General features: G+C 61.6%; 27 protein-coding genes. 19 read left to right on the top strand and 8 right to left on the bottom strand.

What is annotated here, in order from left to right:
- Positions 1–77: 77 nt before the first annotated feature.
- The 3 genes from GQ59_RS01805 to GQ59_RS01795 all read right to left on the bottom strand — a co-directional run bounded on the left by GQ59_RS01805 (position 78) and on the right by GQ59_RS01795 (position 2,049).
- Positions 78–809, bottom strand: a complete 732-nt coding sequence (locus tag GQ59_RS01805) for an SDR family oxidoreductase (RefSeq protein WP_037076771.1) — start codon at positions 807–809, stop codon at positions 78–80.
- Between the two features lie 131 nt (positions 810–940).
- Complete coding sequence (locus GQ59_RS01800) at positions 941–1,537, bottom strand: LysE family translocator (protein ID WP_037076768.1); 597 nt, start codon at positions 1,535–1,537, stop codon at positions 941–943.
- A 68-nt stretch (positions 1,538–1,605) separates the two neighbouring features.
- The gene (locus GQ59_RS01795; RefSeq protein WP_432762560.1) at positions 1,606–2,049 is read right to left on the bottom strand and encodes a DUF488 domain-containing protein; all 444 of its coding nucleotides are present in this window, start codon (positions 2,047–2,049) and stop codon (positions 1,606–1,608) included.
- Positions 2,050–2,164: 115 nt separating this feature from the next.
- Here GQ59_RS01795 and GQ59_RS01790 point away from each other — a divergent pair, with 115 nt between their 5' ends.
- Entirely contained in the window at positions 2,165–3,127 is a 963-nt protein-coding gene (locus GQ59_RS01790; RefSeq protein WP_037076765.1) for a GlxA family transcriptional regulator, read from the top strand.
- Between the two features lies 1 nt (position 3,128).
- Here GQ59_RS01790 and GQ59_RS01785 read toward each other — a convergent pair whose 3' ends face one another.
- From GQ59_RS01785 to GQ59_RS01775, 3 genes are all read right to left on the bottom strand, one after another.
- Positions 3,129–4,790: an alpha-amylase family protein gene (locus tag GQ59_RS01785; RefSeq protein ID WP_037076762.1), complete on the bottom strand. Its 1,662-nt coding sequence runs from the start codon at positions 4,788–4,790 to the stop codon at positions 3,129–3,131.
- A gap of 142 nt (positions 4,791–4,932) precedes the next feature.
- A complete protein-coding gene (locus tag GQ59_RS01780) occupies positions 4,933–5,589 on the bottom strand; it encodes a phytochelatin synthase family protein (RefSeq protein ID WP_037076759.1) in 657 nt (218 codons plus the stop codon).
- Between the two features lie 90 nt (positions 5,590–5,679).
- Positions 5,680–6,000, bottom strand: coding sequence for a putative quinol monooxygenase (locus tag GQ59_RS01775; RefSeq protein ID WP_037076757.1), 321 nt, complete (start codon positions 5,998–6,000; stop codon positions 5,680–5,682).
- A gap of 361 nt (positions 6,001–6,361) precedes the next feature.
- Here GQ59_RS01775 and GQ59_RS01770 point away from each other — a divergent pair, with 361 nt between their 5' ends.
- Positions 6,362–7,381, top strand: coding sequence for a sensor histidine kinase (locus GQ59_RS01770; protein ID WP_051903740.1), 1,020 nt, complete (start codon positions 6,362–6,364; stop codon positions 7,379–7,381).
- Between the two features lie 177 nt (positions 7,382–7,558).
- On the opposite strand, the gene GQ59_RS01765 is transcribed toward GQ59_RS01770, so the two are convergent.
- Entirely contained in the window at positions 7,559–8,866 is a 1,308-nt protein-coding gene (locus tag GQ59_RS01765; protein ID WP_037076753.1) for a flagellin N-terminal helical domain-containing protein, read from the bottom strand.
- 296 nt (positions 8,867–9,162) lie between these two features.
- Between GQ59_RS01765 and urtA the strand changes: the two genes are divergently transcribed.
- The 17 genes from urtA (at position 9,163) to ureG (ending at position 23,434) form a co-directional block, all read left to right on the top strand.
- Positions 9,163–10,452 (top strand): urea ABC transporter substrate-binding protein, encoded by a 1,290-nt coding sequence (gene urtA / locus GQ59_RS01760; RefSeq protein ID WP_037076750.1) that lies wholly within the window; start codon positions 9,163–9,165, stop codon positions 10,450–10,452.
- Between the two features lie 192 nt (positions 10,453–10,644).
- Complete coding sequence (gene urtB, locus GQ59_RS01755) at positions 10,645–12,270, top strand: urea ABC transporter permease subunit UrtB (protein ID WP_037078072.1); 1,626 nt, start codon at positions 10,645–10,647, stop codon at positions 12,268–12,270.
- Entirely contained in the window at positions 12,267–13,436 is a 1,170-nt protein-coding gene (gene urtC / locus GQ59_RS01750) for an urea ABC transporter permease subunit UrtC (protein ID WP_037076747.1), read from the top strand. The genes urtB and urtC overlap by 4 nt, the downstream gene beginning before the upstream one ends.
- Positions 13,437–13,452: 16 nt before the next feature.
- Complete coding sequence (gene urtD, locus GQ59_RS01745; RefSeq protein ID WP_037076744.1) at positions 13,453–14,214, top strand: urea ABC transporter ATP-binding protein UrtD; 762 nt, start codon at positions 13,453–13,455, stop codon at positions 14,212–14,214.
- A gap of 1 nt (position 14,215) precedes the next feature.
- Positions 14,216–14,911: an urea ABC transporter ATP-binding subunit UrtE gene (urtE, locus tag GQ59_RS01740; protein WP_007762131.1), complete on the top strand. Its 696-nt coding sequence runs from the start codon at positions 14,216–14,218 to the stop codon at positions 14,909–14,911.
- 218 nt (positions 14,912–15,129) lie between these two features.
- The gene (locus GQ59_RS01735; protein ID WP_162183275.1) at positions 15,130–16,287 is read left to right on the top strand and encodes a CE1 family esterase; all 1,158 of its coding nucleotides are present in this window, start codon (positions 15,130–15,132) and stop codon (positions 16,285–16,287) included.
- Positions 16,224–17,069 carry an urease accessory protein UreD gene (locus GQ59_RS01730; protein WP_037076738.1) on the top strand — a complete coding sequence of 282 codons (846 nt, stop codon included), beginning with the start codon at positions 16,224–16,226 and terminating at the stop codon, positions 17,067–17,069. Before GQ59_RS01735 ends, GQ59_RS01730 begins: the two co-directional genes overlap by 64 nt.
- 18 nt (positions 17,070–17,087) lie before the next feature.
- Entirely contained in the window at positions 17,088–17,390 is a 303-nt protein-coding gene (locus GQ59_RS01725; RefSeq protein WP_007773806.1) for an urease subunit gamma, read from the top strand.
- Between the two features lie 11 nt (positions 17,391–17,401).
- Positions 17,402–17,653, top strand: coding sequence for a DUF1272 domain-containing protein (locus GQ59_RS01720; protein WP_037076734.1), 252 nt, complete (start codon positions 17,402–17,404; stop codon positions 17,651–17,653).
- Positions 17,654–17,664: 11 nt separating this feature from the next.
- Entirely contained in the window at positions 17,665–17,970 is a 306-nt protein-coding gene (locus GQ59_RS01715) for an urease subunit beta (RefSeq protein WP_037076732.1), read from the top strand.
- A gap of 11 nt (positions 17,971–17,981) precedes the next feature.
- A complete protein-coding gene (locus GQ59_RS01710) occupies positions 17,982–18,380 on the top strand; it encodes a lysozyme inhibitor LprI family protein (RefSeq protein WP_037078067.1) in 399 nt (132 codons plus the stop codon).
- A gap of 27 nt (positions 18,381–18,407) precedes the next feature.
- On the top strand, positions 18,408–19,205 hold the full coding sequence (locus tag GQ59_RS01705; protein ID WP_037076730.1) for a hypothetical protein: 798 nt from the start codon (positions 18,408–18,410) through the stop codon (positions 19,203–19,205).
- Between the two features lie 13 nt (positions 19,206–19,218).
- Positions 19,219–20,928: an urease subunit alpha gene (gene ureC / locus GQ59_RS01700; protein ID WP_037076726.1), complete on the top strand. Its 1,710-nt coding sequence runs from the start codon at positions 19,219–19,221 to the stop codon at positions 20,926–20,928.
- Positions 20,929–20,953: 25 nt separating this feature from the next.
- Positions 20,954–21,625, top strand: coding sequence for a TIGR02117 family protein (locus GQ59_RS01695; protein ID WP_037076722.1), 672 nt, complete (start codon positions 20,954–20,956; stop codon positions 21,623–21,625).
- 14 nt (positions 21,626–21,639) lie between these two features.
- Positions 21,640–22,104: an urease accessory protein UreE gene (ureE, locus tag GQ59_RS01690; protein ID WP_037076719.1), complete on the top strand. Its 465-nt coding sequence runs from the start codon at positions 21,640–21,642 to the stop codon at positions 22,102–22,104.
- A 42-nt stretch (positions 22,105–22,146) separates the two neighbouring features.
- Complete coding sequence (locus GQ59_RS01685; protein WP_051903780.1) at positions 22,147–22,779, top strand: urease accessory protein UreF; 633 nt, start codon at positions 22,147–22,149, stop codon at positions 22,777–22,779.
- Between the two features lie 43 nt (positions 22,780–22,822).
- Positions 22,823–23,434, top strand: coding sequence for an urease accessory protein UreG (gene ureG, locus GQ59_RS01680; RefSeq protein WP_037076715.1), 612 nt, complete (start codon positions 22,823–22,825; stop codon positions 23,432–23,434).
- 128 nt (positions 23,435–23,562) lie between these two features.
- Here ureG and GQ59_RS01675 read toward each other — a convergent pair whose 3' ends face one another.
- Positions 23,563–24,246 carry a Crp/Fnr family transcriptional regulator gene (locus tag GQ59_RS01675; protein WP_037078064.1) on the bottom strand — a complete coding sequence of 228 codons (684 nt, stop codon included), beginning with the start codon at positions 24,244–24,246 and terminating at the stop codon, positions 23,563–23,565.
- Positions 24,247–24,278 lie beyond the last annotated feature (32 nt).

Here is a 24,278-nt window from a genome sequence, read left to right as displayed (position 1 = left end):
CTTTCGGCTGTGGCGCGGCGTTTTGCAAGCAGAGTATGATGCGGTGCGGTAAATCCCCACCGCATCCATGCGCCTGCTTACATCGTGCGGGTCGGGCGCACCACGATCTCGTTTGTATCCACGTCTTCCGGCTGTTCGATGACATGCAGGATGGCGCGGCCGATCGCATCGGGGGTGATCGCAATGCTACGATAGGTCTTCATCGCATCCGCCGCGACCGGGTCGGTGATCGTGCCGGCGAGCTCGGATTCCACCACGCCCGGATAGACGCAGGTGACGCGGATCCTGTCATTCTCCTGGCGCAGCCCGTCGGAGATCGCCCGCACCGCGTATTTGGTGGCGCAATAGACCGCTGCGGTCGGCACCACGCCGAGGCCGCCGACAGACGAGATGTTGATGATCTGGCCAAAGCCCTGGCCGTTCATGACCGGCAGGACGGCAGCGATGCCATAGAGCACGCCGCGAATGTTGATGTCGATCATCCGGTCCCATTCCTCGACCTTCAGCGACGACATCAGCGACAGCGGCATCAGGCCGGCATTGTTGACGATGACGTCGATGCGGCCGAATTCGGCCAGCGCGAATTCCGCGAAGGCCTGAAAGTCCTGGCGGTCGGTGACGTCGAGCCCGCGGATGCGGACGGTGCCGCCATGGGCAGCGATCTCTTCGGCCAGCGCTTCCAGCCGGTCGGTGCGGCGGGCGCCGAGCACGACCTTGGCGCCGGCGGCGGCGAGGGTGCGCGCCGTGCCTTCGCCGATACCGCTGCTGGCGCCGGTGATAAGAACCACTTTTTCAGTGATGTGAGTCATTTTGCTGATCCTCTGTGCGAGGCAGCGGCGGCATGCCGCTGCAGGCACGGGATCTATGCAACGGATGCGCGGCCGACCGGTATCAAGGTTCTCCGCAGTTCTTGCACGATCGTCCGAGCCTGCACCTGCGGCTATTTCAGCAACGGCCAGAGCGTTGCCACCAGCAGCAGCGCCATGACGATGTTGAACCATTTGAGCCGTACCGGATCGGACAGGAACTGCCGCAGTGCCACGCCGAAGCCGGCCCAGACGGCGACGCTCGGCAGGTTGATGACGGCGATGACGAGCGTGATCAGCACCACCGAGACGAACGGGTTCTCGGCGCTGGCATAGGCCGCCATGGCGGTGAGCGCGCCGACCCAGGCCTTGGGGTTCACCCATTGGAAGGCGGCGGATTCGAGGAAGGTGAGGGGGCGGGCGGCGCTCGCGCTATCGCTGGAGACGGAGCGGGACATGGCAATCCGCCAGGCGAGATAGAGCAGGTAGGCGCCTCCGGCGATCTTCAGCGCCAATCCAAGCGGCGGATAGGCCGTCAGCAGCGCGCCGAGACCGAAGCCGACCGCCAGCAGCACCGACGAAAAGCCGATGGTGATGCCGAGGATCTGCGGCACGGTGCGCCGGAAGCCGAAATTGGTGCCCGAGGCGAGCAGCATGAAATTGCTCGGCCCCGGCGACACGGAGCCGACAAGCGAGAAGAGGACGATGGCAAGGATGGTGTCGTAGGTCATGGCAAGGCGCTCCCCGCGCGGGGAGGCTGTCACCCGGCGTTGCATAGGATCAGGTTGATCGGACGTGTTCAGAGATGGCGGACGCTGAGCTTGCCGCCCCATTTGCCGTTCAGGTAGTCGCAGACGAGCCGGCGGTGGCAATGATGCGGCGTGTCTTCGGAACAGAGCAGGCAAGACCCGTCGAAGGCTTCCGGCTTCAGGTGACTTTCCACCTTACGTTCCGCCATCAGGCCCATGAAATCGTTCTGGAAAATCGTCCAGTCGCCCTTCTGCTTCTTGAAGGCGGTCATGATTTCCTCGGTCGGCGCCAGCAGCGGTTCGTGCACATAACCGGCGCCGCAGATCGTCTTCAGGAAGAAGGCGAGGTCGTCGGATTTGGCAAAACCGGCAAGCTGCGAGGTGTTGTGGAGGCGTACGTCCAGGACCCGTTTGGCGCCGGCCGCCTTGATGCGGCCGAAGAAATCCTCGGCGGTCGTCTTGGTGAAGCCGATCGTGGTGACATCCATGTTCATGCGTCTCTTCTTATCGCAACGGTGTCGCTCGGGCGACGTATTTCAGGGGTGATATTCCCCCGCGCAGGCCCGCTTGCCTATTGTCAATATTGACATTGTTGATAGTGTTCTTGCCATGAAGCTGCAAGTCCTCGCCCTCGACCCCGTCTTCGATACCGGTCTCTCCACGATGCTCGACGTGTTCTCGATGGCGAACGCGCTGTCGGTTATGCTGTCGCTCGAGGTGCCGACCTTCGACGTGTCGGTGATCGGAGTGCGAAAGAAGGTGAAGACGGCGCACGGACTTGCCGTGCCGATCTCGGGAAGCTTCGATCCCAAGGCCGGCGGCTGGCTGGTCGTGCCGGCGATCGCCTGCCAGATGCCGGACGTGCTGGTGCCGGCGCTTGACCGTCCCGAAATCCGGGACGCCGGGGCGCTGCTGCGCGAGGCGAAGGCGGCCGGAATGAACATCGCCGCCGCCTGCGTCGGCACCTTCGTTCTTGCCGAATCCGGCCTTCTCGACGGGGAGAAATCGACGACGAGCTGGTGGCTCGCGCCGCTCTTCCGCCAGCGTTATCCGTCCGTGCAGCTGGAAGACGGCCGCATGCTGGTGAAATCCGGCGCGCTGGTGACGGCCGGCGCCGCGCTCGGCCACATGGACATGGCGCTCTGGCTGGTGCGGCAGGTGAGCCCGGAGCTTGCCGGCCTCGTGGCGCGCTACCTCATCGTCGACAGCCGGCCGTCGCAGTCGGCTTACGTGATTACCGACCATCTTTCGCATGCCGACCCGCTGGTGCAGCGTTTCGAACGCTGGGCACGCGGCAGGCTTTCCGAAGGGTTTTCGCTCGACGACGCGGCCGGTGCGGTCGGCGCCAGCAAGCGGACATTGGCGCGGCGCATGCAGCAGGTGCTCGGCAAGACGCCGCTTTCCTATTTTCAGGATCTAAGGGTCGAGCGCGCCGTGCATCTCCTGAAGACCAGCGACAAGAGCCCGGACGAGATCGCCGCGCTCGTCGGTTATGCCGACGGCGTCACGCTGCGGGCCTTGCTGCGGCAGAAGACCGGGCGGGGCGTGCGCGAGGTGAGGGCGGGAGGATAGGTCAGATTTCCTTGCGCTTCAGGAGATAATCCAGGCCGCCGACCCGGAACCAGCGATAGGCATAGGCATCGAGCAGCAGCGTGTGCCTGCCGTTTTTCTCGGCCTTGCTGTTGCCGCCATCGGCAATGTCGATCAGTTTCTCGCCATGGTCGCCGAGACCCACCGAAAACTCCACCTCCACCGGCGTCGAATGCAGGTTGTGGACGACCAGGACCGAATTGTCGCGCCAGTCGTAGCGTAGCGCCAGCACGCCCTGATCGCTGGTCTCCAGCGGCACGCATTCACCCCAGCCGATTTCCGGCGCTTCCTTGCGCATGCGGATCAGGCGTTCCATCCAGTTCAGCATCGAGTTCGGATCGCGCCGCTGGTGCGCGACGTTCAGGTGCTCGAAACCGAAGGGACCGCCGCTGATCACCGGCAGGATCGGCTTGTCGTGCTTGGTGAATCCGCCATGCGGCTCGGTCGACCATTGCATCGGCGTGCGGGCGCAGTTGCGCTCCGGCAGCGACAGGTCGTCCCCCATGCCGATCTCGTCGCCGTAGCGGATGACCGGCGTGCCGGGCAGGGAGAACATCAGGCTGTAGGCAAGCTCCAGCCGGCGGCGGTCGCCCTGCAGCATCGGTGCCAGGCGTCTACGGATGCCACGGTCGTAGAGCTGCATATGCTTGTCGGGGCCGAATTCCGAAAACACCTTCTGGCGCTGCTTCTCGGTCAGCCGGCCGAGATCGAGTTCATCGTGGTTGCGCAGGAACAGGCCCCATTGGCCGGTGGCGGGACGCTCGTAGGTGTCGTTGATCGCCTTTGCCAGCGGCCGGCTATCTTCGGAAGCAAGCGCATAGAACAGCGCCTGGTTGACGTGGAAGTTGAACATCATCTGCATGCGGTCGCCGTCCTCGCCGAAATAGGCGAGGTTCTCCTTGGGCACCACGTTGGCTTCGGCAAGGATGATGCTGTCGCCGAGCCGCCATTGCAGGAATTCGCGGAACGTCCGGAGCATCTCGAACTGCTCCTTCGGCTTCGTCACCTCTGCACCCTTTTCGGAGATCACGAAGGGCACCGCATCCATGCGGAAGCCGGACACGCCGAGCTGGATCCAGAATCCCATGATCTTCAGGATTTCCGCCTGGACATGCGGGTTGGAGGTGTTGAGGTCCGGCTGGAACTCGTAGAAGCGGTGAAAGTAATATTGCTTGGCTTTCTCGTCATGGGTCCAGGTGGTCTTCTGGACGCCCGGAAACACCATGCCTTCGTTGGCATTCGCGGGCTTCTTGTCGGACCAGACATACCAGTCGCGATAGGGGGATTTCGGGTCGCTGCGGGCGTCCTGGAACCACGGGTGTTCGTTGGACGTGTGGTTGACCACGAGGTCGATCAGCACCCGGATCCCGCGCTGCTTGGCGCCATGGGTGAACTCGACGAAATCGCCGAGCGTGCCGTAGCGGGGATCGACATTGTAATAGTCGGAGACGTCGTAACCATCGTCGCGGCCGGGCGAGGTCTGGAACGGCATCAGCCAGATGGCGCTGACGCCGAGGCCGGAGAGATAGTCCAGCCGCCGCTGCAAACCCTGGAAATCCCCTATCCCATCGCCATTGGCATCCATGAAGGTCTCGACGGAGAGGCAGTAGACGACGGCGTTCTTGTACCAGAGGTCATTGATCATCGGGTTTGAGCTCCTCGGGCGGTTGGCGGATCCGAGGGCAAGCGTACGAGGCGGGGAAATGTTCCCTCCGTGGAACGAATTCAGGACACGGGAACGGTCACGACCCGAAGCGGGCACGGCAGGGATGGTGGGGCTGATCCTGTCATTCGATCAGCAGCAGGCCGCGCTTCTTGTCTCCATCGAGCGTGTCCATTGCCGAGAACAACCGTTGCCGCTCGACAAGCCAGGGCTTGTAGTCCTCGTTGACATCGAGGACGAGCACCAGATCCTCGGCTTCCAGATATCCTCCGATCGGAGAATGGTGACCGGCGCCTGCTCCAAAGATCTTTTCACGCGTGAAATTGACGATGTAGCGGCGACCCGGGTCGTTGGCGTGCTTCATATGCTCGCGGAATTCGTCGGCGGTCAGATCGCGCAGAACCGAAACCTTTCGCTTGGTTTTCATGCGGGCGAGATCGGCAAGTTCATCCAGCGTCAGCCCGATGATGCAGAATCCGGTCCAGCACATGCCGGTTCCGTCCAGCACCTCGGCCTCGGTCGTTTCGTCCTCGCCAACCGAGCGGAACGCATTGGCAATGCTTGCGGGACCGCATCGCGAGCCGTTCGATTGCCAGGTGATGTTTGGACCGAAGGTGGCCGCCACGGGTAGCGTCCAGGCTCGGTCCATCAGTTGGGGAGAGCGGATGACGGACGACTGGATCGCTTCCGGCGGAACTTTGGTCTGGCCGACCACGACGAATGCCGCTCCGGCGAGCAGGCCAGCGGCGGCGATCAGGCCGAAAAATAGACCGCGCTTCATGTTCAGATCCTCGAAGCCAGGGAGGATACCGAAGAATGACCCAAAGGGGCAGGGACATCAACCCGGCAGACAAACCGCGACGGCCGTCCGTCAGGAGCGGAATTGTGCCGAACGGTCGCTGCGGATCGGATGCCAGATCGAAACATCCCGAGGTCCGGGGAGGAGATCGCTCAGGGCCGCGTGCCATGCCTGGCGATAGGGGCGCTGCAACTGCACGTCCAGCACGTCCTGATGATCCTCCCATGTCTCGTAGAGCATCATGTGGTTCTCGTTCTCGGGATCGGCATGCAGCACGGCATTGTGGAACATCGGTTCGTGCCGCATGGCATCGAGCACGCCGTTCAGAAGAGCGAGGAAGCGGTCGCGCTGGCCTGGGAAGATATCGAAGCGAATGAGGTAGGTGACGGGCATGGATTGATCCTTTTCACGTTGCAGAGCCGGATCCTGGGATAGATGCCGTCGGTCGCCGCGTCGATTACCTGGCAGGTCATATATCGCACGCGCAATGCTCCTCGGGAGGATGTAGCACTTCACCAATCCGAGGCCTTGAACGGTGGAACGATGCCCACAGGCGCTCATGGCGGTTGGCAACTCGCACCGGCGAAAGCCTGATGCCTCGGGAATACTCCCATAGGTCGATTTCTTTGCGCATTTCGCTCATCTATGCTAACGTAGGTTGGCTTACAAAAAGGCTGACGCTTGCTCGAGCGAATTCCATGCCGGGGAAGGCTTTCGCTCCGCGAGCCTCCGGTCCCTTAAAGGGACATTATCCATGACTATCGCCGCTCCTCTTCCGCCAACAGGTGTGATGAGCCTTGGCCTCGCAATCGTTTCCACCTCCGCCGCGCCGCTCTTGCTGCTGGACGGGACGTTGATGGTGCTGGCCGGCAGTTCTTCGTTCTGCCGCGAATTTGAGATCGATCCCGCAGCTGTTTCCAACCGCCCGTTTTCCGAGCTTGGTGACGGTGAGTGGAATGTACGAAGCCTCTCGTCGCTGCTGGAGGCCACGGCGTCGGGAAGCGCAGATATCAACGCTTATGAAATGGACCTGAAACGAAAAGACCGTCCCCCCCGACAATTGGTATTGAGTGCCCAGAAGCTGGACTACGGCGATGTTGAAGGGGTCCGCGTGCTCCTTTCCATCGCCGACGTCACCGATGTGCGCCTCGCCGAAAAGCTCAGGGACGACCTGCTCCGGGAAAAGGAAATCCTGCTGCGGGAGATCCAGCATCGGGTTGCCAACAGTCTCCAGATCATCGCGAGCATCCTGTTGCAAAGCGCCCGCAAGGTTCAGTCGGAAGAAACCCGTTCGCATTTAACGCTCGCGCATGGACGCGTCATGTCGATCGCAGCGGTTCAGCGACAGCTGGCGGCAACAAATGCCGGCGATGTCGAACTGCGGACCTACTTCACGCAACTTTGCAAAAGCCTCGCCGCGTCGATGATTTTTGATCCTGAGGAAATATCGATCAAAGTGAATGTGGACGACAGTGTTGCGACGGCGAATGTGTCGGTCAGTCTCGGCCTTATCGTCACCGAACTCGTCATCAACGCGCTGAAACATGCGTTTCCCGACCAGCGAAATGGCAAAATCGTGGTTGATTACCGTTCTGCCGATGGGTTTTGGTCGCTTTCGGTGGACGACGACGGCGTCGGCATTCCAGACGATCCGGCACACTCGCAGCCCGGACTTGGTACGGGGATTGTCGAAGCGATGGCAAAACAGCTCGATGCGACATTCACTCTTCAAAGCCTTAACCCCGGCACCAGGGCCGAAATCGTGCACGCCTGAATTTCCCCCGCCATCGGTTGCCGGACACGAAGTCTTCCAGGCCGCGGCTGAACCGATCATCGCTGCGTTCAATCGCTCGTTGAACCTCTCACCTGATCCGGTCCTCAAAGTGTTACGTCTCACCTCCGGGGGGATCGACCCGGCGTTTCTTCCTTGCCGTCGAGGATGGCGGTCTCATTACTGGAAGAGAGACAGGATGTTTCGCGCGTCCGAATTGGCGATGGAAAGCGACTGGGTCGCCAGTTGCTGCTGAACTTGCAGTGCCTTGAGCCTGCTCGATGCCTCGCTCATATTCGCATCGACGAGGCGTCCGATGCCTCTGTCGAGACTGTCCGCGAGACTGTTTCCAAAGTCTTCCTGCATCGCGATCCTCGACCTCAGCGAGCCAAGGTAGGCACCGGCCGATATGACCTTCTGCTGCATCTCGTCGAGAACCAAGGTGATTGTCGGAAAGTCGATGTCGGGATCGGTAACGTCGATATCGAGAATATCGATACCCTCCGGCGGCAGCGTCCGGGTGTGGACGGGCGGCTGAACGGTGATCAGCTCTGCGGCGAGAGGAAGGGTGGCGCGAAAGAAGATATTCGGCGCGCCGCCCTGAGCCGCAAACAGGATGTCGGGGGGCGCCTTGTTGAGAAACGTTGCCTGAAGGAGGACTTTCGCCCAATCCGCCGTGCTTTCGATATCTCCGTCGAAGCCATATCCTATCTGGCCTCCGAGTGCCTGGTCGACGACAGTCTTGGTGATCACGAACGTGTCGTTGAACGTACCCACTGAAAAGGCGACCGTGACGACGTCGAATTTCGTAATCGTGAAGGGCTGGTCGAATACCGGGCCTGGCACGTCGCCATAACCCGATGTCGAAAATCCGAGCAATCCACCGATCGTGCCGAGGCCATAACCGAGATCCGGATCAGGTTCCTTCTGCAGAATTCCGCCGCCGCCATTCTTGAACAGGACGAGTTTCGACAGATCGACGTCGATGGTTCCGACGGAAACGGTCCCGTCCTCGCTGCGATTGAACGATGATACGACAGACGTCTTCGCGCCTGCTTCGCTGGCCTGACCCTGCATGTCCGACCGCAGCCAGTTCTGGCCGGCGAAGCTTGCGGAGTTGGATATCGAGACGATCTGCTGCTTCAACTGCTCCAGTTCTTCCTGGATCTTGTTCTTGTCTATTCCGTCCTGCTGGGCGGAGACGACCTTGGCCATGAACGCCGCCAGGATATCGGTGGTCGCAGCGATGCCTTCATAGGCCGTCTCGACCTTTGCGGCTCCAAGGCCAAGGGCGTCGTGCACGGCCGAGAGAGCACCATTGTCAGATCGCATGGTGGTGGCGATCGACCAATACGCCGCGTTGTCGGAGGCTTGTTCGATACGTAAGCCGGTCGCGACCTCCCGCTCTGCCCCGAACATCTGGTTGTCGAGGGAGCGAAGCATTTGGAGCGCAGAAGTAGCTCCAGCATTTGTGAGGATGCTACTCATAGTACCTTACACCGGAAACAACTCCTCACGCCCTAACTAAGCGTCGGATTATACAATCGAAATATAGTTAATATATCGTATATGGTTAATATATCATGAGGGCGCTCGTTACTGGCCGTGACGGCCTGTTTCGCCCGAAGATGCCACCCGGGCTCCCACCCCGGCGCCGTTCTTCCCCCTTCTCCCCCTCCGGTACGTCATTCGACGTATACGGTTTTGCGATGCAGCAACCGATAGTCGCTTAAGCAACGGTTAAGTTCTTCGTTGCGGACGAACGAGAAGAGGGGTTCGAACCAATGACATTCAAATCCAAACTGGGTGGCGCGCTGCTCGCTGCCGTAATGTCGACGACGGCGCTGCAGGGTGCTTTCGCCGCTGACGACACCATCAAGATCGGTGTTCTGCACTCGCTTTCGGGCACCATGGCCATCTCTGAGACCACCCTCAAGGATGTCATGCTGATGCTCGTCGCCGAGCAGAACAAGAAGGGCGGCGTACTCGGCAAGAAGCTCGAAGCCGTCGTCGTCGACCCGGCATCCGACTGGCCGCTGTTTGCCGAAAAGGCCCGCCAGCTGATTTCCAAGGACAAGGTTGCCGCCGTTTTCGGTTGCTGGACCTCGTCTTCGCGCAAGTCGGTCCTGCCGGTCTTCGAAGAGCTGAACTCGATCCTGTTCTACCCTGTCCAGTACGAGGGTGAAGAATCCTCGCGCAACATCTTCTACACGGGAGCCGCCCCGAACCAGCAGGCCATCCCGGCCGTCGACTACCTGGCGAAGGAAGAAGGCGTCAAGCGCTGGGTTCTGGCCGGTACCGACTACGTCTACCCGCAGACGACCAACAAGATCCTCAAAGCCTATCTGATGTCGAAGGGCGTTGCCGAGTCCGACATCATGATCAACTACACGCCGTTCGGTCATTCCGACTGGCAGACGATCGTCTCCGACATCAAGAAATTCGGCTCGGCCGGCAAGAAGACCGCCGTCGTCTCGACCATCAACGGCGATGCCAACGTTCCGTTCTACAAGGAACTCGGCAACCAGGGCATCAAGGCCGAAGACATTCCGGTCGTCGCCTTCTCGGTCGGCGAAGAAGAGCTCGCCGGTCTCGACACCAAGCCGCTCGTCGGCCACCTGGCCGCCTGGAACTACTTCCAGTCCGTCGATGCTGATGTGAATGCCGAATTCATCAAGGAATGGAAGGCTTTCACCAAGAACGACAAGCGCGTCACCAACGATCCGATGGAAGCCGCCTATATCGGCTTCAACGCCTGGGTAAAGGCCGTCGAGGCTGCCGGCACCACCAACACCGATGCCGTGCTGGACTCGATCATCGGCGTCTCCGTTCCGAACCTGTCGGGTGGCACGTCCACCGTCATGCCGAACCACCACATCACCAAGCCGGTGCTGATCGGTGAAATCCAGGCTGATGGCCAGTTCGACATCGTTCAGGAAACCGCACCTGTGGTCGGCGACGAGTGGTCCGATTACCTGCCGGACAGCAAGAACCTGATCTCCGATTGGCGCAAGCCGATGTCCTGCGGCAACTTCAACGTTGCTTCCGGCAAGTGCGGCGGCAAGGGCAGCTGATCCCAGTCTCTGCTGATTTGATGGGGCAGTCATTGCCCCTCACCCTAACCCTCTCCCCGCTCGCGGGGAGAGCGGAGTGCCTTTCGGCACAACGTTTCCTGAGCCGTCCACTGACGGGCAGGAGGTCGCCACGGATCTCCTTCGCCCCGCTTGCGGGGAGAAGGTGCCGGCAGGCGGATGAGGGGCGATGTCATGATGATAAAATTTTTTCTTCGCGTATTTTTTCTTTGCGTTGTGTCCGCGCTGGCGTTGCCGTCTTATGCACAATCCGGTGCAGGCGCCGATCCCAGGTCGCTGATCGACGCGCTTTCCAAGGCGGATTTTGGCGAAGCTGAAAAACTGATCGGCCAGCTCGCCGCCACCGGCGATGCCCGGCTCGTGCCGGCGCTCAATGCCTTTTCCGAGGGCGACCTCTATTTCCGAAAGTCCGACAACCTGGTGTTCATCGGCAAGTCGGCCGGCTCCAACTACGAGCTGATCGATCCGGTGACGGGCGCCTCCGCCGGACAGGCCGCCAAGAACGCGGTCACCAAGATCAAGATCAACAACAGCCTTCGCCGCGTCATCCGCTCGGCCATGGGTGGCCTGACGCTATTGAGCCCGGATCGTGGGGTCCGGCTGCAGGCGGCCGATGCGGTGCTCCGCTCGCCGAGCGCCGAAAACCTCGAGCTCCTCGAAACCGCAATCTCCAAGGAGACGGACGGCGAGGTCAAGGCCCGCATGGTAGAGGCGCGCGCCGTGTCGCTGCTCTCCTCCGACCGCTCTGTCGACGAAAAGCGGGCCGCGATCCAGACGATCAAGAATTATGGGGGCCGCAACGCGATCGGCATCCTGATGGGCGCATCCGCGTCGCTCGATCCGAGCCTCAAGGCTGACGTCGATGCGGCGATCGCCAGTATCGAAAGCGGGCAACGGCTCTGGGATATCGGCCAGAACGTCTGGTACGGCGTCTCGCTCGGTTCGGTCCTGCTGCTGGCGGCGATCGGGCTGGCGATCACCTTCGGCGTCATGGGCATCATCAACATGGCGCATGGCGAGATGGTCATGCTCGGCGCCTATTCCACCTTCGTGGTGCAGCAGGTCATCCGCGACAGCGCTCCGGGACTGTTCGACTGGTCGCTGGCGATCGCGCTTCCCGTCGCCTTCCTCGTCACCGGCGCCGTGGGCTTCGTCATCGAACGCGGCGTCATCCGCTTTCTCTACGGCCGGCCTCTCGAAACGCTGCTCGCCACCTGGGGCGTCTCGCTGATCCTGCAGCAGACCATCCGCTCGATCTTCGGCCCCACCAACCAGGAAGTCGGCAATCCGTCCTGGATGTCCGGCTCGTTCCCGGTCGGCGGCATGACGATCACCTGGAACCGCATGTGGATCATCGCCTTCTCGCTGTCGATCTTCGTGGCGCTGCTGGTGGTGATGAAAAAATCCTCCTTCGGCCTCAACATGCGCGCCGTCACCCAGAACCGCCGCATGGCGTCGTCGATGGGCATCAAGACGCCGTGGGTCGACGCCTTCACCTTCGCGCTCGGCTCCGGCATTGCCGGCATTGCGGGTGTCGCGCTTTCCCAGATCGACAACGTCTCGCCGAACCTCGGCCAGAGCTACATCATCGACAGTTTCATGGTCGTGGTGTTCGGCGGCGTCGGTAATCTCTGGGGCACGCTGGTCGGCGCGCTGTCGCTCGGGGTGCTCAACAAGTTCCTCGAACCCTCGGTCGGCGCCGTGCTCGGCAAGATCCTGGTCCTGGTGCTGATCATCCTCTTCATCCAGAAACGTCCGCGCGGTCTCTTCGCGCTCAAGGGAAGGGCGGTGGAAGCATGATTTCCGGCTTTGTTTTCCGCGCCCTCGAAGGCCGTATCGTCGCCGCCGTCGGCATCCTTCTGGCCATCGGCATCCTGGTGCCGGCACTCAACCTTTTGACCCCGCCCGACAGCGCCTTGCATATCCCGACCTATGTGATGTCGCTGTTCGGCAAGTATCTCTGCTATGCGCTGCTCGCGCTGGCGCTCGATCTCGTCTGGGGTTACTGCGGCATCCTCTCGCTCGGCCACGGCGCCTTCTTCGCGCTCGGCGGTTATGCGATGGGCATGTATCTGATGCGCCAGATCGGTTCTCGGGGCGTCTACGGCAACCCGATCCTGCCGGACTTCATGGTCTTCCTCAACTGGAAGGAACTGCCCTGGTTCTGGTACGGTTTCGACTGGTTCGTCTTCGCCATGGTCATGGTGCTCGTCGTGCCCGGCCTGCTCGCCTTCGTGTTCGGCTGGTTCGCCTTCCGCTCCCGCGTCAACGGCGTCTACTTGTCGATCATCACCCAGGCGATGACCTACGCGCTGCTGCTCGCCTTCTTCCGCAACGACATGGGTTTCGGCGGCAATAACGGCCTGACCGACTTCAAGGACATTCTCGGTTTTTCCGTCCAGGCGGACGGGACGCGTGCGGTCCTGTTCTTCATGTCGGCACTGATGCTGTCGCTCTGCCTCATCCTCGCCTCCGCCATCGTCCGCTCGAAGTTCGGCAAGGTGCTGGTCGGCGTGCGCGATGCGGAAAGCCGGGTGCGTTTCCTCGGCTTCCGGGTCGAGAACATCAAGCTCTTCACCTTCGTCGTGTCCGCCATGATGGCGGGGATTGCCGGCGCGCTGTTCGTGCCGCAGGTCGGCATCATCAATCCGGGCGAATTCGCGCCGGCGAACTCGATCGAAGTGGTCGTCTGGACGGCCGTCGGCGGGCGCGGCACGCTGATCGGGCCGATCATCGGCGCGATCCTCGTCAATGGCGGCAAGAGCTTCTTCACCGGTGCGTTCCCCGAGATCTGGCTGTTTGCGCTCGGCGGCCTGTTCATCGCGGTCACGCTCTTCCTGCCGAAGGGCATCGTCGGAACGATCCAGCACGGCTTCAAGGCCCGCAAGGCGCTGAAGGCTGCGGCGGAGGCCGAAAAGGGCAGGGGCGGTACTGAGACGGTCGCCCAGGCTCAGGCGGCGGAATAGGCGGGGACAGGACACCATGAACACGATTTCCGAAACACGACAGAAAAGCCTGCTCTATCTCGAAAACGTCTCGGTCTCCTTCGACGGATTCAAGGCGCTGAACTCGCTGTCCTTCGTCGTCGAGCCCGGGGAACTGAGGGCGATCATCGGCCCGAACGGCGCCGGCAAGACGACGATGATGGACATCATCACCGGCAAGACGAGGCCCGATACCGGCACCGTGCTGTTCGAGGATACGATCGACCTGACGAGACAAGACGAGGCGGATATCGCCCAGCTCGGTATCGGCCGCAAATTCCAGAAGCCGACCGTGTTCGAAAGCCACACCGTCTGGGACAATCTGGAACTGGCGCTCAACCGGTCGCGCGGGGTTTTCGCCACGCTGTTCTACACGCTGTCGCCGGAGGACAAGGCGCGCATCGAGGAGATCCTCGAGACGATCCGCATGATCCACCGTAAGGACGAATACGCCGCCAACCTCAGCCACGGCCAGAAACAGTGGCTGGAGATCGGCATGCTGCTCGCCCAGGAGCCGAAACTGCTTCTGGTCGACGAACCCGTCGCCGGCATGACCGATGCGGAAACGGCCGAGACGGCGGTGCTGCTCAAGGAAATCGCCAAGACTCGTTCGGTGGTCGTCGTCGAACACGACATGGGCTTCATCCGCGAACTCGGCGTCAAGGTGACCTGCCTTGCCGAAGGTTCGGTGCTCGCCGAAGGCTCGATCGATTTTGTTTCGAACGATCCGAAGGTGATCGAGAATTACCTGGGGCGCTAACATGCTGACAGTCAACAACGTCAATCTTCACTACGGCGCGGCGCAGGCGCTGCGGGGTGTCTCGATTCATGCGGATATGGGCAAGATCACTTGCGTGCTGGGGCGGAACGGCGTGGGGAAGAGTTCTCTTCTCCGCGCCGTCACCGGCCAGCATCCGGTCAGCGCCGGCACGATCAGCTTCCAGGGGGAGGTGCTGAACGGTCTTGCACCCTATAACCGCGCCAAGCATGGCATCGGCTACGTGCCGCAGGGCCGGGAGATCTTCCCGCTGCTCACCGTCCAGGAAAACCTCGAAAGCGGATATGCGCCGCTCGCCCGCAAGGACAAGTTCATTCCCGACGAGATCTTCTCGCTGTTTCCGGTGCTGAAATCGATGCTCGGCCGGCGAGGCGGGGACCTCTCCGGCGGCCAGCAGCAGCAGCTCGCGATCGGCCGTGCCATGGTCACCCGTCCGAAGATCCTCGTGCTCGACGAGCCGACTGAGGGCATCCAGCCGTCTATTATCAAGGATATCGGCCGGGCGATCCGCTACCTGCGCGATTCCACCGGCATGGCCATTCTCCTGGTGGAGCAGTATCTGGACTTCTGTCGGGAGCTGGCCGACCAAGTCTACATCATGGATCGTGGCGAGATTGTGCACGAAGGCGCGGCCGAGACTCTGGATACGGCAGAAGCAAGGCGGCATCTGACCGTCTGAGACTAGTATTTTTACTGGTGAATGTTTGTATCGCGTTGCAGCACTTCGTGCGTTTCAAAGCCAGCTAATATATGTTAACAACGCTGCGTTTTCAGGGCATTCCGCATCTTTGTTGACAACCCCCCGCACCCCATGATGAGGCGCTGATGGTCTTTGTACGCGTTGCCGGTTTCTCTCGTTCCGCTCTTACACGCATGGTTGCTGTAGGAGCGGTTTTTTTGGGCGCCACGACCTTTCTGGGGTCAATGACCGGCAGCGCCCTTGCCGCAGGCTGCGGCCAGCCAATGGAAGCCGGTCGCCACAGGATCACTATCGAGACCGACGGTATTGCCCGGTCGGCCATCTATTTCATTCCCTCATCCTATACCGGCAAGGACAAGGTTCCGCTGGTTTTCGATCTCCATGGTAGCCACAGCAACCCTGAAGGGCAGCTGAACAGAAGCTCCTGGGACAAGGTCGCGGAGAAACACGGCTTCATCGTTCTGGCCCTGCAGGGCAGCCTGTCTGGAAGCTCCGCCGGCACCTATGCCTGGAACGTACCTTTCGTCACCGCACAGCAGGGCGGTCTCGACGAGATTGCCTATATCAAACAGGCCCTGAACACCGCAAAGCAGCAATTCTGCATCGATCCGGCCCGCATCTATGCCTCGGGTTATTCCGGTGGCGGCCGCATGTTGTCGGCCTATCTCTGCTCCGGTCATGACGATTTCGCCGCCGCCGGCTTCGTGCATTCGCTGCGCGCCGGACGCCCGGTCGAGACCGACGGCAAATGGGGTCCGGATACACAGGGCTGCAATCCGGGCCGGCCCATCTCGATCATGGCTTTTGCCGGCGTCAAGGATGCAGCCAACCCTTACGCGGGCGGCGGCAGCGCCTATTGGCAGTACGGCTTCAAGACAGCAGTCCAGCGTTGGACCGAACTCGACGGCTGCAAGGGCAATGGCGACACCAAGACGGTCGACGGCGTGACCTTCAGTCTCTACAGTACCTGCAAGAACGGTGCACGCGTCGCATCCTACGTCTTCGCCGACGGCACGCATGACTGGCCGAAGCCGGTTGCCGCCACGGAAGCGGTGATCGCCGCTGCCAAGGACGGTGCCGCGAGCGTGACCAAGGTGGCCGCGGTCACCGTCGCCAAGCCGGCATTCGACGCCAATATTGATCCGGCCTCGCGGATGTGGGATTTCTTCGGCAAGGCCGACAGCACCGACGTCATCGCTACCGCAGCATCCGCCAGGAACGGTTCTGCGGCCAAGTCTGGCACGGGCGTTGCTTCGGGCTGCGGAACCGAAGCCGATCTTCAGGGGACGACGTGCAACAGCAACCAGCCGATCGATATGCGCCGCAGCGGGCAAGGGGTGCAGGACGCCTTGTAACCAAGGCTTTCGGCGGGCGGACACGGCTCGCCGAATTCTATCAGGAAGGCTGCGCAAAAATTCGCCTTCCGGAAACATTTTCGCCTGAAATGGAGGCGATTTTAATCAATACGTCGGGGGGGCTGACGGGCGGCGACGTGATCGAATGGTCCGTCGCCGCTGCCGCCTCCACAAGGCTGTCGGTCACCACCCAGGCGAACGAAAAGATCTACAAGGCCTCGTCCGGCACGGCCTCCGTCTCCACCCACGTCACCGTCGGCGAAGACGCCTCGGTCCACTGGCTTCCTCAGGAAACCATCCTTTTCGACCAGTCCTCGCTGACACGCCGGCTTGACGTCGATCTCTCCGAAACGTCGGAATTCCTGGCCGTCGAGGCGGTCCTGCTCGGCCGCAAGGCGATGGGCGAGGCCGTCGAGAACGGTTTCTTCCGCGACCGCTGGCGGGTGCGCCGCTCCGGCCAGTTGATCCATGCGGAAGAGATGAAATTCGAGGGGGAGATCGAGCAACTTTCCCAGGCCGCCGCCGTGCTTTCCGGCCAGGTTGCCTTCGCGACGCTGTTCTATACCGGCCCGCTCGCCGAAATGCTCTTCCCGAAACTCCGCCAGATTCTCGACGACACACCCGGCGGAGCCAGCCTGTGGACTGGCGGGGCCAGCCACTGGAACGGCAAGCTGATCGCCCGGCTGGTGGCGCCGACCGGCTTTGATCTGAGAAAAATCCTGACACCGGCAATTTCCGTATTGCGTAACGGCGCGCCAGTGCCGAAAGTCTGGAACATCTGATCTTACTGCGGGAACCCCATGAACCTGACGCCCAGAGAAAAAGACAAACTGCTGATTTCCATGGCGGCGATCGTCGCCCGCCGCCGGCTGGAACGCGGGGTCAAGCTCAACTATCCGGAAGCGATCGCGCTCATCACCGACTACGTGGTGGAAGGCGCGCGCGACGGCCGCTCGGTCGCCGACCTGATGGAAGCCGGCGCGCATGTCGTCACCCGCGATCAGGTGATGGAAGGCATCGCCGAGATGATCCACGACGTGCAGGTGGAGGCGACCTTCCCGGACGGGACCAAGCTCGTCACCGTGCACGAACCGATCCGCTGAGGAGGCGGCCCATGCTGGCACTGCGCCCGAACTGCGAATGCTGCGACAAGGACCTTGCACCGGACAGCCGCGAAGCAATGATCTGCACCTTCGAGTGCACGTTCTGCGCCGATTGTGCGACCGACGTGCTGGAAGGCACCTGCCCGAATTGTTCAGGCGAGCTGGTGCGCCGGCCGGTGCGTCCGGCGGCCGCACTGCTAAGCAATCCGGCATCCACCAAACGTGTTCTCAAGGCCGAGGGCTGCGCGCCCAAGGCGGCTTGAAGGAGAGATTCATGATTCCCGGTGAAGTGATTGCCGCAGAAGGCGAAATCGAGCTCAATTCTGGTGCTCCGACCGTGTCTATCGAGGTCTCTAATACCGGCGACCGGCCGGTACAGGTGGGCAGCCATTACCATTTCTTCGAGACCAATAACGGGCTTTCCTTCGACCGCGACAAGGCGCGCGGCATGCGGCTCGATATCCCGGCCGGAACCGCGGTGCGTTTCGAACCCGGCCAGACCCGCTCGGTGACGCTGATCCCCCTCTCGGGCAAGCGCGAAGTCTACGGTTTCCAGCAGAAGATCATGGGTGCGCTGTGAAATCCGTTTTCATGGCTGCTGCCGTCTGCCTGGGGTTCTGCGCCCTGCCGGCATTTGCCCAGGAGCCGAAGGCCAATTGCAAGAACCCTAAGACACAGATGGAGATGAACATCTGCTCGCAGCGGGATTTTGATGCAGCCGACAAGGCGTTGAACGCCCAATACCAGACAACCCGCAAGGCGATGAAAAACTGGGACACGGATAGTTCGGCCGATCTCAAGGGGGCCGAGGATGCGCTCGTGAAAGCCCAGCGCGCCTGGGTCGCCTATCGCGATGCTCAGTGCATCTCCTTCGGCTTCCAGGCCCATGGCGGCTCGATGGAACCGATGCTGATTTCAGGATGCCAGGCGGACCTGACCCGCAAGCGCACCGCCGAATTGAAAGAGCTGACCGAGGCGATGGGGAATTGATGCGGAACATGCTGAGCGAAGCGTCCGATGAATAGCGAACACATAGTCTATATTCCCCGTCGCGCGAAGGTTATCATAACGGTTCTTGCCTTCTTCATCTTCCTGCTCTCGATATCGGTTGTCTTGTTCTCGCTGTTGACCGGCGTCGATGCGAGTCTCGTGACGACCGCTTTGACACTTGCCCAGACATGTGCGGCGGGTCTCAGTGTCATCGCACTGATCTTCTATACGAAATTCAGTGTCGGCGTGGCGTTTCTCAAGGAGCGCACGGCAACCTATCTGATGAAGGAAATTCCCGAGGCGTTGCGTATCGTTGATTGCGACGAGGACGATTTTCGGGAGCTTGATGCTTCCTACTCCGCGAAACCTGTGTCATCGAGGACAAGGATTCTCATCAAATACGATGACGGCAACCACTATTGCCAATACCGAGTCCTCGCCTACGGCCTCGACCAGCGTCTGTATGTTCAGGTGAATGTCAAGAGAATGGTGGTTTCCTATTTTCTCGCCATCGGTTCAATGGATGACGAGGAGATCCGTAAGCGCCTGGAATATGTCGTCAAAGCGGCAGAAACAGCCGGCTACACCTATAAATACGAACACGTCCACGACAGTGCCGACAGAAGTGTGACCGTCCAGTTGCGGCTGTTCCGTTCGTTGCCCGATGAATTCCTCGTGAATGCCGGCGAGCGCCTGTATATTGCCAACGATTTGGCAAGCATGACGCGCGCGCTCATAAGGGCGCTGCCCGAGAGAGTCGTAGAATTGCCCCCGCCCCCGGCTGACGCGACCAATTTGCATAAAACACCGCAACCGTTGTCGTAATGGAGTCCATCCCATGCCCCACAAGATGTCCCGCGCCTCCTATGCCAGCATGTTCGGTCCGACCACGGGCGATCGGGTGCGGCTTGCCGATACCGAGCTCTTCATCGAGGTGGAGAAGGATTTCACCATCTATGGCGAAGAGGTGAAGTTCGGCGGCGGCAAGGTCATTCGCGACGGCATGGGCCAGAGCCAGGCGACGCGGGCGGAAGGCGCCGTCGACACCGTCATCACCAATGCGCTGATCGTCGATCATTCCGGCATCTACAAGGCTGACGTCGGTTTGAAGAACGGCCGTATCCACGCGATCGGCAAGGCCGGCAATCCGGATACCCAGCCGGGCGTGACGATCATCGTCGGCCCGTCTACCGAGGCGATTGCCGGCGAGGGCAAGATCCTGACGGCCGGCGGCATGGATGCGCATATCCACTTCATCTGCCCGCAGCAGATCGAGGAGGCGCTGATGAGCGGTGTCACGACCATGCTCGGCGGTGGCTCCGGCCCGGCGCATGGAACGCTTGCCACCACCTGCACCGGCGCCTGGCATATCGAGCGGATGATAGAGAGCTTCGACGCCTTCCCGATGAACCTGGCGCTGGCCGGCAAGGGCAATGCCTCGCTGCCGGCTCCACTCGAGGAGATGATCCTCGCCGGTGCCTCAAGCCTGAAGCTGCACGAGGACTGGGGCACGACGCCGGCCGCGATCGACAATTGCCTGACGGTTGCCGACGCCTTCGACGTGCAGGTGATGATCCACACGGATACGCTGAACGAGAGCGGCTTCGTCGAGGATACCGTCGCCGCCATCCGGGGTCGCACTATCCACGCCTTCCATACGGAAGGGGCGGGCGGTGGTCACGCGCCCGACATCATCAAGGTCTGCGGCAATCCGAACGTCATCCCGTCTTCCACCAACCCGACCCGGCCCTATACGGTCAACACGCTCGCCGAACATCTCGACATGCTGATGGTTTGCCATCACCTGTCGCCGTCGATCCCGGAAGACATCGCCTTTGCCGAAAGCCGCATCCGCAAGGAAACGATTGCTGCCGAAGACATCCTCCACGATCTTGGCGCCTTCTCGATCATCTCGTCCGACAGCCAGGCCATGGGCCGCGTCGGGGAAGTCGCGATCCGCACCTGGCAGACCGCCGACAAGATGAAGCGCCAGCGCGGCAGCTTGAAGGAAGAAACCGGCAATAACGACAATTTCCGCGTCAAGCGCTACATCGCCAAATATACGATAAACCCGGCCATCGCCCATGGGGTTTCCCATGAGATCGGTTCGGTCGAGGTCGGCAAACGGGCGGATCTCGTGCTCTGGAACCCGGCCTTCTTTGGCGTAAAGCCGGAAATGGTGCTGCTCGGCGGTTCGATCGCGGCGGCGCCGATGGGCGATCCGAACGCCTCGATCCCCACCCCGCAGCCGATGCACTACCGTCCGATGTTCGCCGCCTACGGCAAGCTGCGCACCAATTCGTCAGTCACTTTCGTCAGCCAGGCTTCGCTCGATGGCGGTCTTGCCCAGCGTCTCGGCGTCGCGAAGAAGCTGGTGGCGGTCAAAAACACCCGAGGCGGCATTTCCAAGGCCTCGATGATCCACAATTCGCTGACGCCGCATGTGGAGGTCAACCCGGAGACCTACGAAGTGCGGGCCGACGGCGAGTTGCTCACCTGCGAACCTGCGACCGTGCTGCCGATGGCGCAACGTTATTTCCTGTTCTGAGGCGCTGGCACCTCGGAGCCCATTGATGAAGACGTTCTTGCGCTGGCTCCTTGCCGCGGTTCTGTTCGTGGTTGTCGCGGGGGCCGTCGGGACCTTCATCCCGCGGCCGCTGTTTGCGCCGAGCCGGGCGGCGGAACCGGTGGCGCAAAGGCGCATTCTGGTTCTTTCCAACCCGATCCACACGGACATTGCCATTCCGCTCGCTGAAGATACCCGCGACGCCTTTGCTTTTTTGGGGCGGTCCGGAATCCCCGTTGCCAGTCCCGGTGCGGAATGGCTGGTGCTCGGTTGGGGTGGGCGGGCCTTCTATCTTGAAACGCCGACCTGGGCGGACTTGAAGCCGATTCCGGTATTGCGGGCACTGACGATCGACAGTTCGGTCATGCATGTGGACGTTGCCGGCGGGATCGATGAAAGCCATCCGGCGGTGATGCCGATCGACCTGGAGGCGGCGGAATTCCAGCGGCTTTTGGCGTTCATCCAGACGAGCTTCAGCCGTCAGGCAGGCGAGGTGGCTGTGGTGCCGGAGGCGGGCTATGGCGATAATGACCGGTTCTTCGAGGCGAATGGCTACTTCAACGCGTTTGCCGGCTGCAACACCTGGGCCGCCGCGGCACTTCGTGCCGCCGGATTGCGCACCGGCCTCTGGAATCCGCTGCCGCAGACGCTTACGCTATCCCTCAAGCTTTTCAATTGATCCCGGAGTTTTCCATGCAGCACGTCCATTCCTATCATCCGGCCGGCGTGGTCACCGACCCACCAGTCGATATCGTCACGCTGCCTCATGATCTGCGGCATCTGCGCCGCAAGCTGCTGCATCTCTCCAATGGCGAGATGGTGATGCTCGACCTCAAGGAGGCTGTGCTCTTTCATCATGGCGACCGGCTGGTGCTCGACAACGGCGACACGGTCGAGGTGCAGGCAGCCCCCGAAAAGCTCTTCGAAATCAAGGGCCGCGATACGCTGCATCTGATCGAACTCGCCTGGCATCTCGGCAACCGGCATCTCTCGGCGCAGATCGAGGAGGGGCGTATCCTCATCCTGCGCGATCATGTCATCCGGGCGATGCTGGAAGGGCTGGGCGCCACGGTTGCCGAGGTCGAGGAAGGTTTCCAGCCGGCCCGTGGCGCCTATCATTCGCATGGTTCTCACGGCCACGACCATCATGGACATTGAACCTTCGTGACCAACCTCGACACCAAGGTGCTTCTGAGGCTGATGGCCTGGCTCTCGCCGGCCTTCCCGATCGGCGGTTTCGCCTATTCGGGCGGGCTCGAACGGGCGGTGCACGATGGCCTTGTCAAGGATGCGGCGGGGCTGATCGCCTGGCTGTCGAGCCTGCTGCGGCACGGCGCCTTGTGGAACGACGCCGTGCTGCTCGGCGAAGCCTGGCGGCGGTTCGAGGACGGGGCTGCGTTGAAGGAGACAGCCGAACTGGGGCTGGCGCTTGCCGGCTCAGCAGAGCGCCACGCGGAGACGCTGTCGCTCGGCAAGGCGTTCGCCGCGGCGGCATCCGCATGGCCTCATTCGGTTCTCGACCGCCTGCCGCCGGCCGTGCCCTTCCCCGTCGCAGTCGGTGCGATTGCGGCAGGGCATGGCGTGCCGGCGGCCCAGGCGCTTGCCGCCTATCTGCATGCCGCCGTCTCGCAATCGGTGTCTGCCGGTATCAGGCTGGGGGTTTCCGGGCAGGTGGAAGGGGTGGCCGTGCTTGCGGACATCGAGGACCTGGTCAGCCAGATTGCAGAGCAGGCCAGCCGGACGACACTCGACGGTCTCGGCGGCGCGGCAGTGCAGGCGGAAATCGCCTCTCTCCGGCATGAAACACAGCATTCGCGGCTTTTCCGCTCCTGAAAGCGGGCCTAAGCTGGGACATGAAAGAATGAAAGGACGACACATGAAATCGACGAATGGACCTCTGCGCGTCGGCATCGGCGGCCCTGTCGGCTCGGGCAAGACGGCATTGACCGAGAAGCTCTGCAAGGCGATGCGGGAGGATTTTTCCGTCGCGGTCGTGACCAACGACATCTACACCAAGGAAGATGCCGAGGCGCTGGTGCGTATGCAGGCTCTGTCTTCGGACCGCATCGTCGGCGTCGAGACCGGCGGTTGCCCGCATACCGCCATCCGCGAGGATGCGACGATCAATCTGCAGGCGATCGCGGGCCTGAACGAGCGTATACCCGACCTCGACGTGGTGTTCATCGAATCCGGCGGCGACAATCTCGCGGCGACCTTTTCGCCCGATCTTGCCGACATCACCATCTATGTGATCTCCACCTGCCAGGGCGAGGAAATTCCGCGCAAGGGCGGTCCCGGCATTACCCGCTCCGATCTGCTGATCATCAACAAAAAGGATCTCGCGCCTTACGTCGACGTCGATCTCGACGTGATGGACCGGGACGCGTATCGCATGCGCGAGGCCAAGCCGCATCTGTTTACCGACCTGAAGCGCGGCGTCGGCGTGGACCATGTGGTCCGGTTCCTAAAGGAGCAGGGCGGGCTTTAAAGAATCGAGGCCGGTGGCTCCTCGAAGCCACCGGCCTTGTCCGCATGCCGCGGTCCCGCCGCCAGTGTCGCAGCATGCATCCAAAGAGAGCCCGGACCCGCCCGGCCGGTCTCGCTTTCCCTCGAATTTCAGATTTCGCGCAAGGCCTGCACGTCGCCGACCTGGATCACGCGCCCGCGCACCGTCACTCCGGTCCGCCGGAGAGTGGAAAATGCGCGGGAGAGCGCTTCGGGAGCCAATCCCAGCATGCCTGCGAGCAGGTTCTTCTGGAAAGGCAGGCGAATGGACGCCGGGCCGCCGTCCACCGGGCACCGGGTCAGGATATAATTTGCCACCCGCTGCGGTGCCGTATGCAACCTGTCGTTGGCTACACAGTCCATGGTGGTTATGAGGTGTTTCGAGAGCGAGGTGATCACCGCCTTGGCGATATCCCGCTCCTGTTCGGCTAGGTCCCGCACCGCCTGCATGTCGAAGCGGGCAAGCGTCGTAGCTTCGGCCGTCTGGGCATGATGGTGGTACTTGGTGCCGCCATAGAGAAGACATTCGGCGAACGTGTCGCCCGGGCTGCAGATACGGATGTCCGCCTCGCGGCCGTCACGATTGAGCTGGTAGAGTCGTACGTAGCCGCTGAGAACGCAGTAGAAAGCGTCGGCATCCTCGCCCTCGCGAAAGATCGACTTGCGGTTCGTCAGACTGACGACACTCATGGTCGACATCATCCGGACGAGAGAATTGCCGGTCAGACTGGTCAGGAAAGGCGTCTTCATCAGGACGGCCCGGTCCCTGTTGTTGAGCTTGAAATTGCTGTTCATCATGTCCGCCGTCTCTTCCATAACCTGAACCG

The organism is Neorhizobium vignae (assembly GCF_000732195.1).
Lineage (GTDB): Bacteria > Pseudomonadota > Alphaproteobacteria > Rhizobiales > Rhizobiaceae > Neorhizobium > Neorhizobium vignae.
The sequence above is the reverse complement of the archived record's forward strand: the minus strand, read 5'-3'. Positions and strand labels throughout refer to the sequence as shown.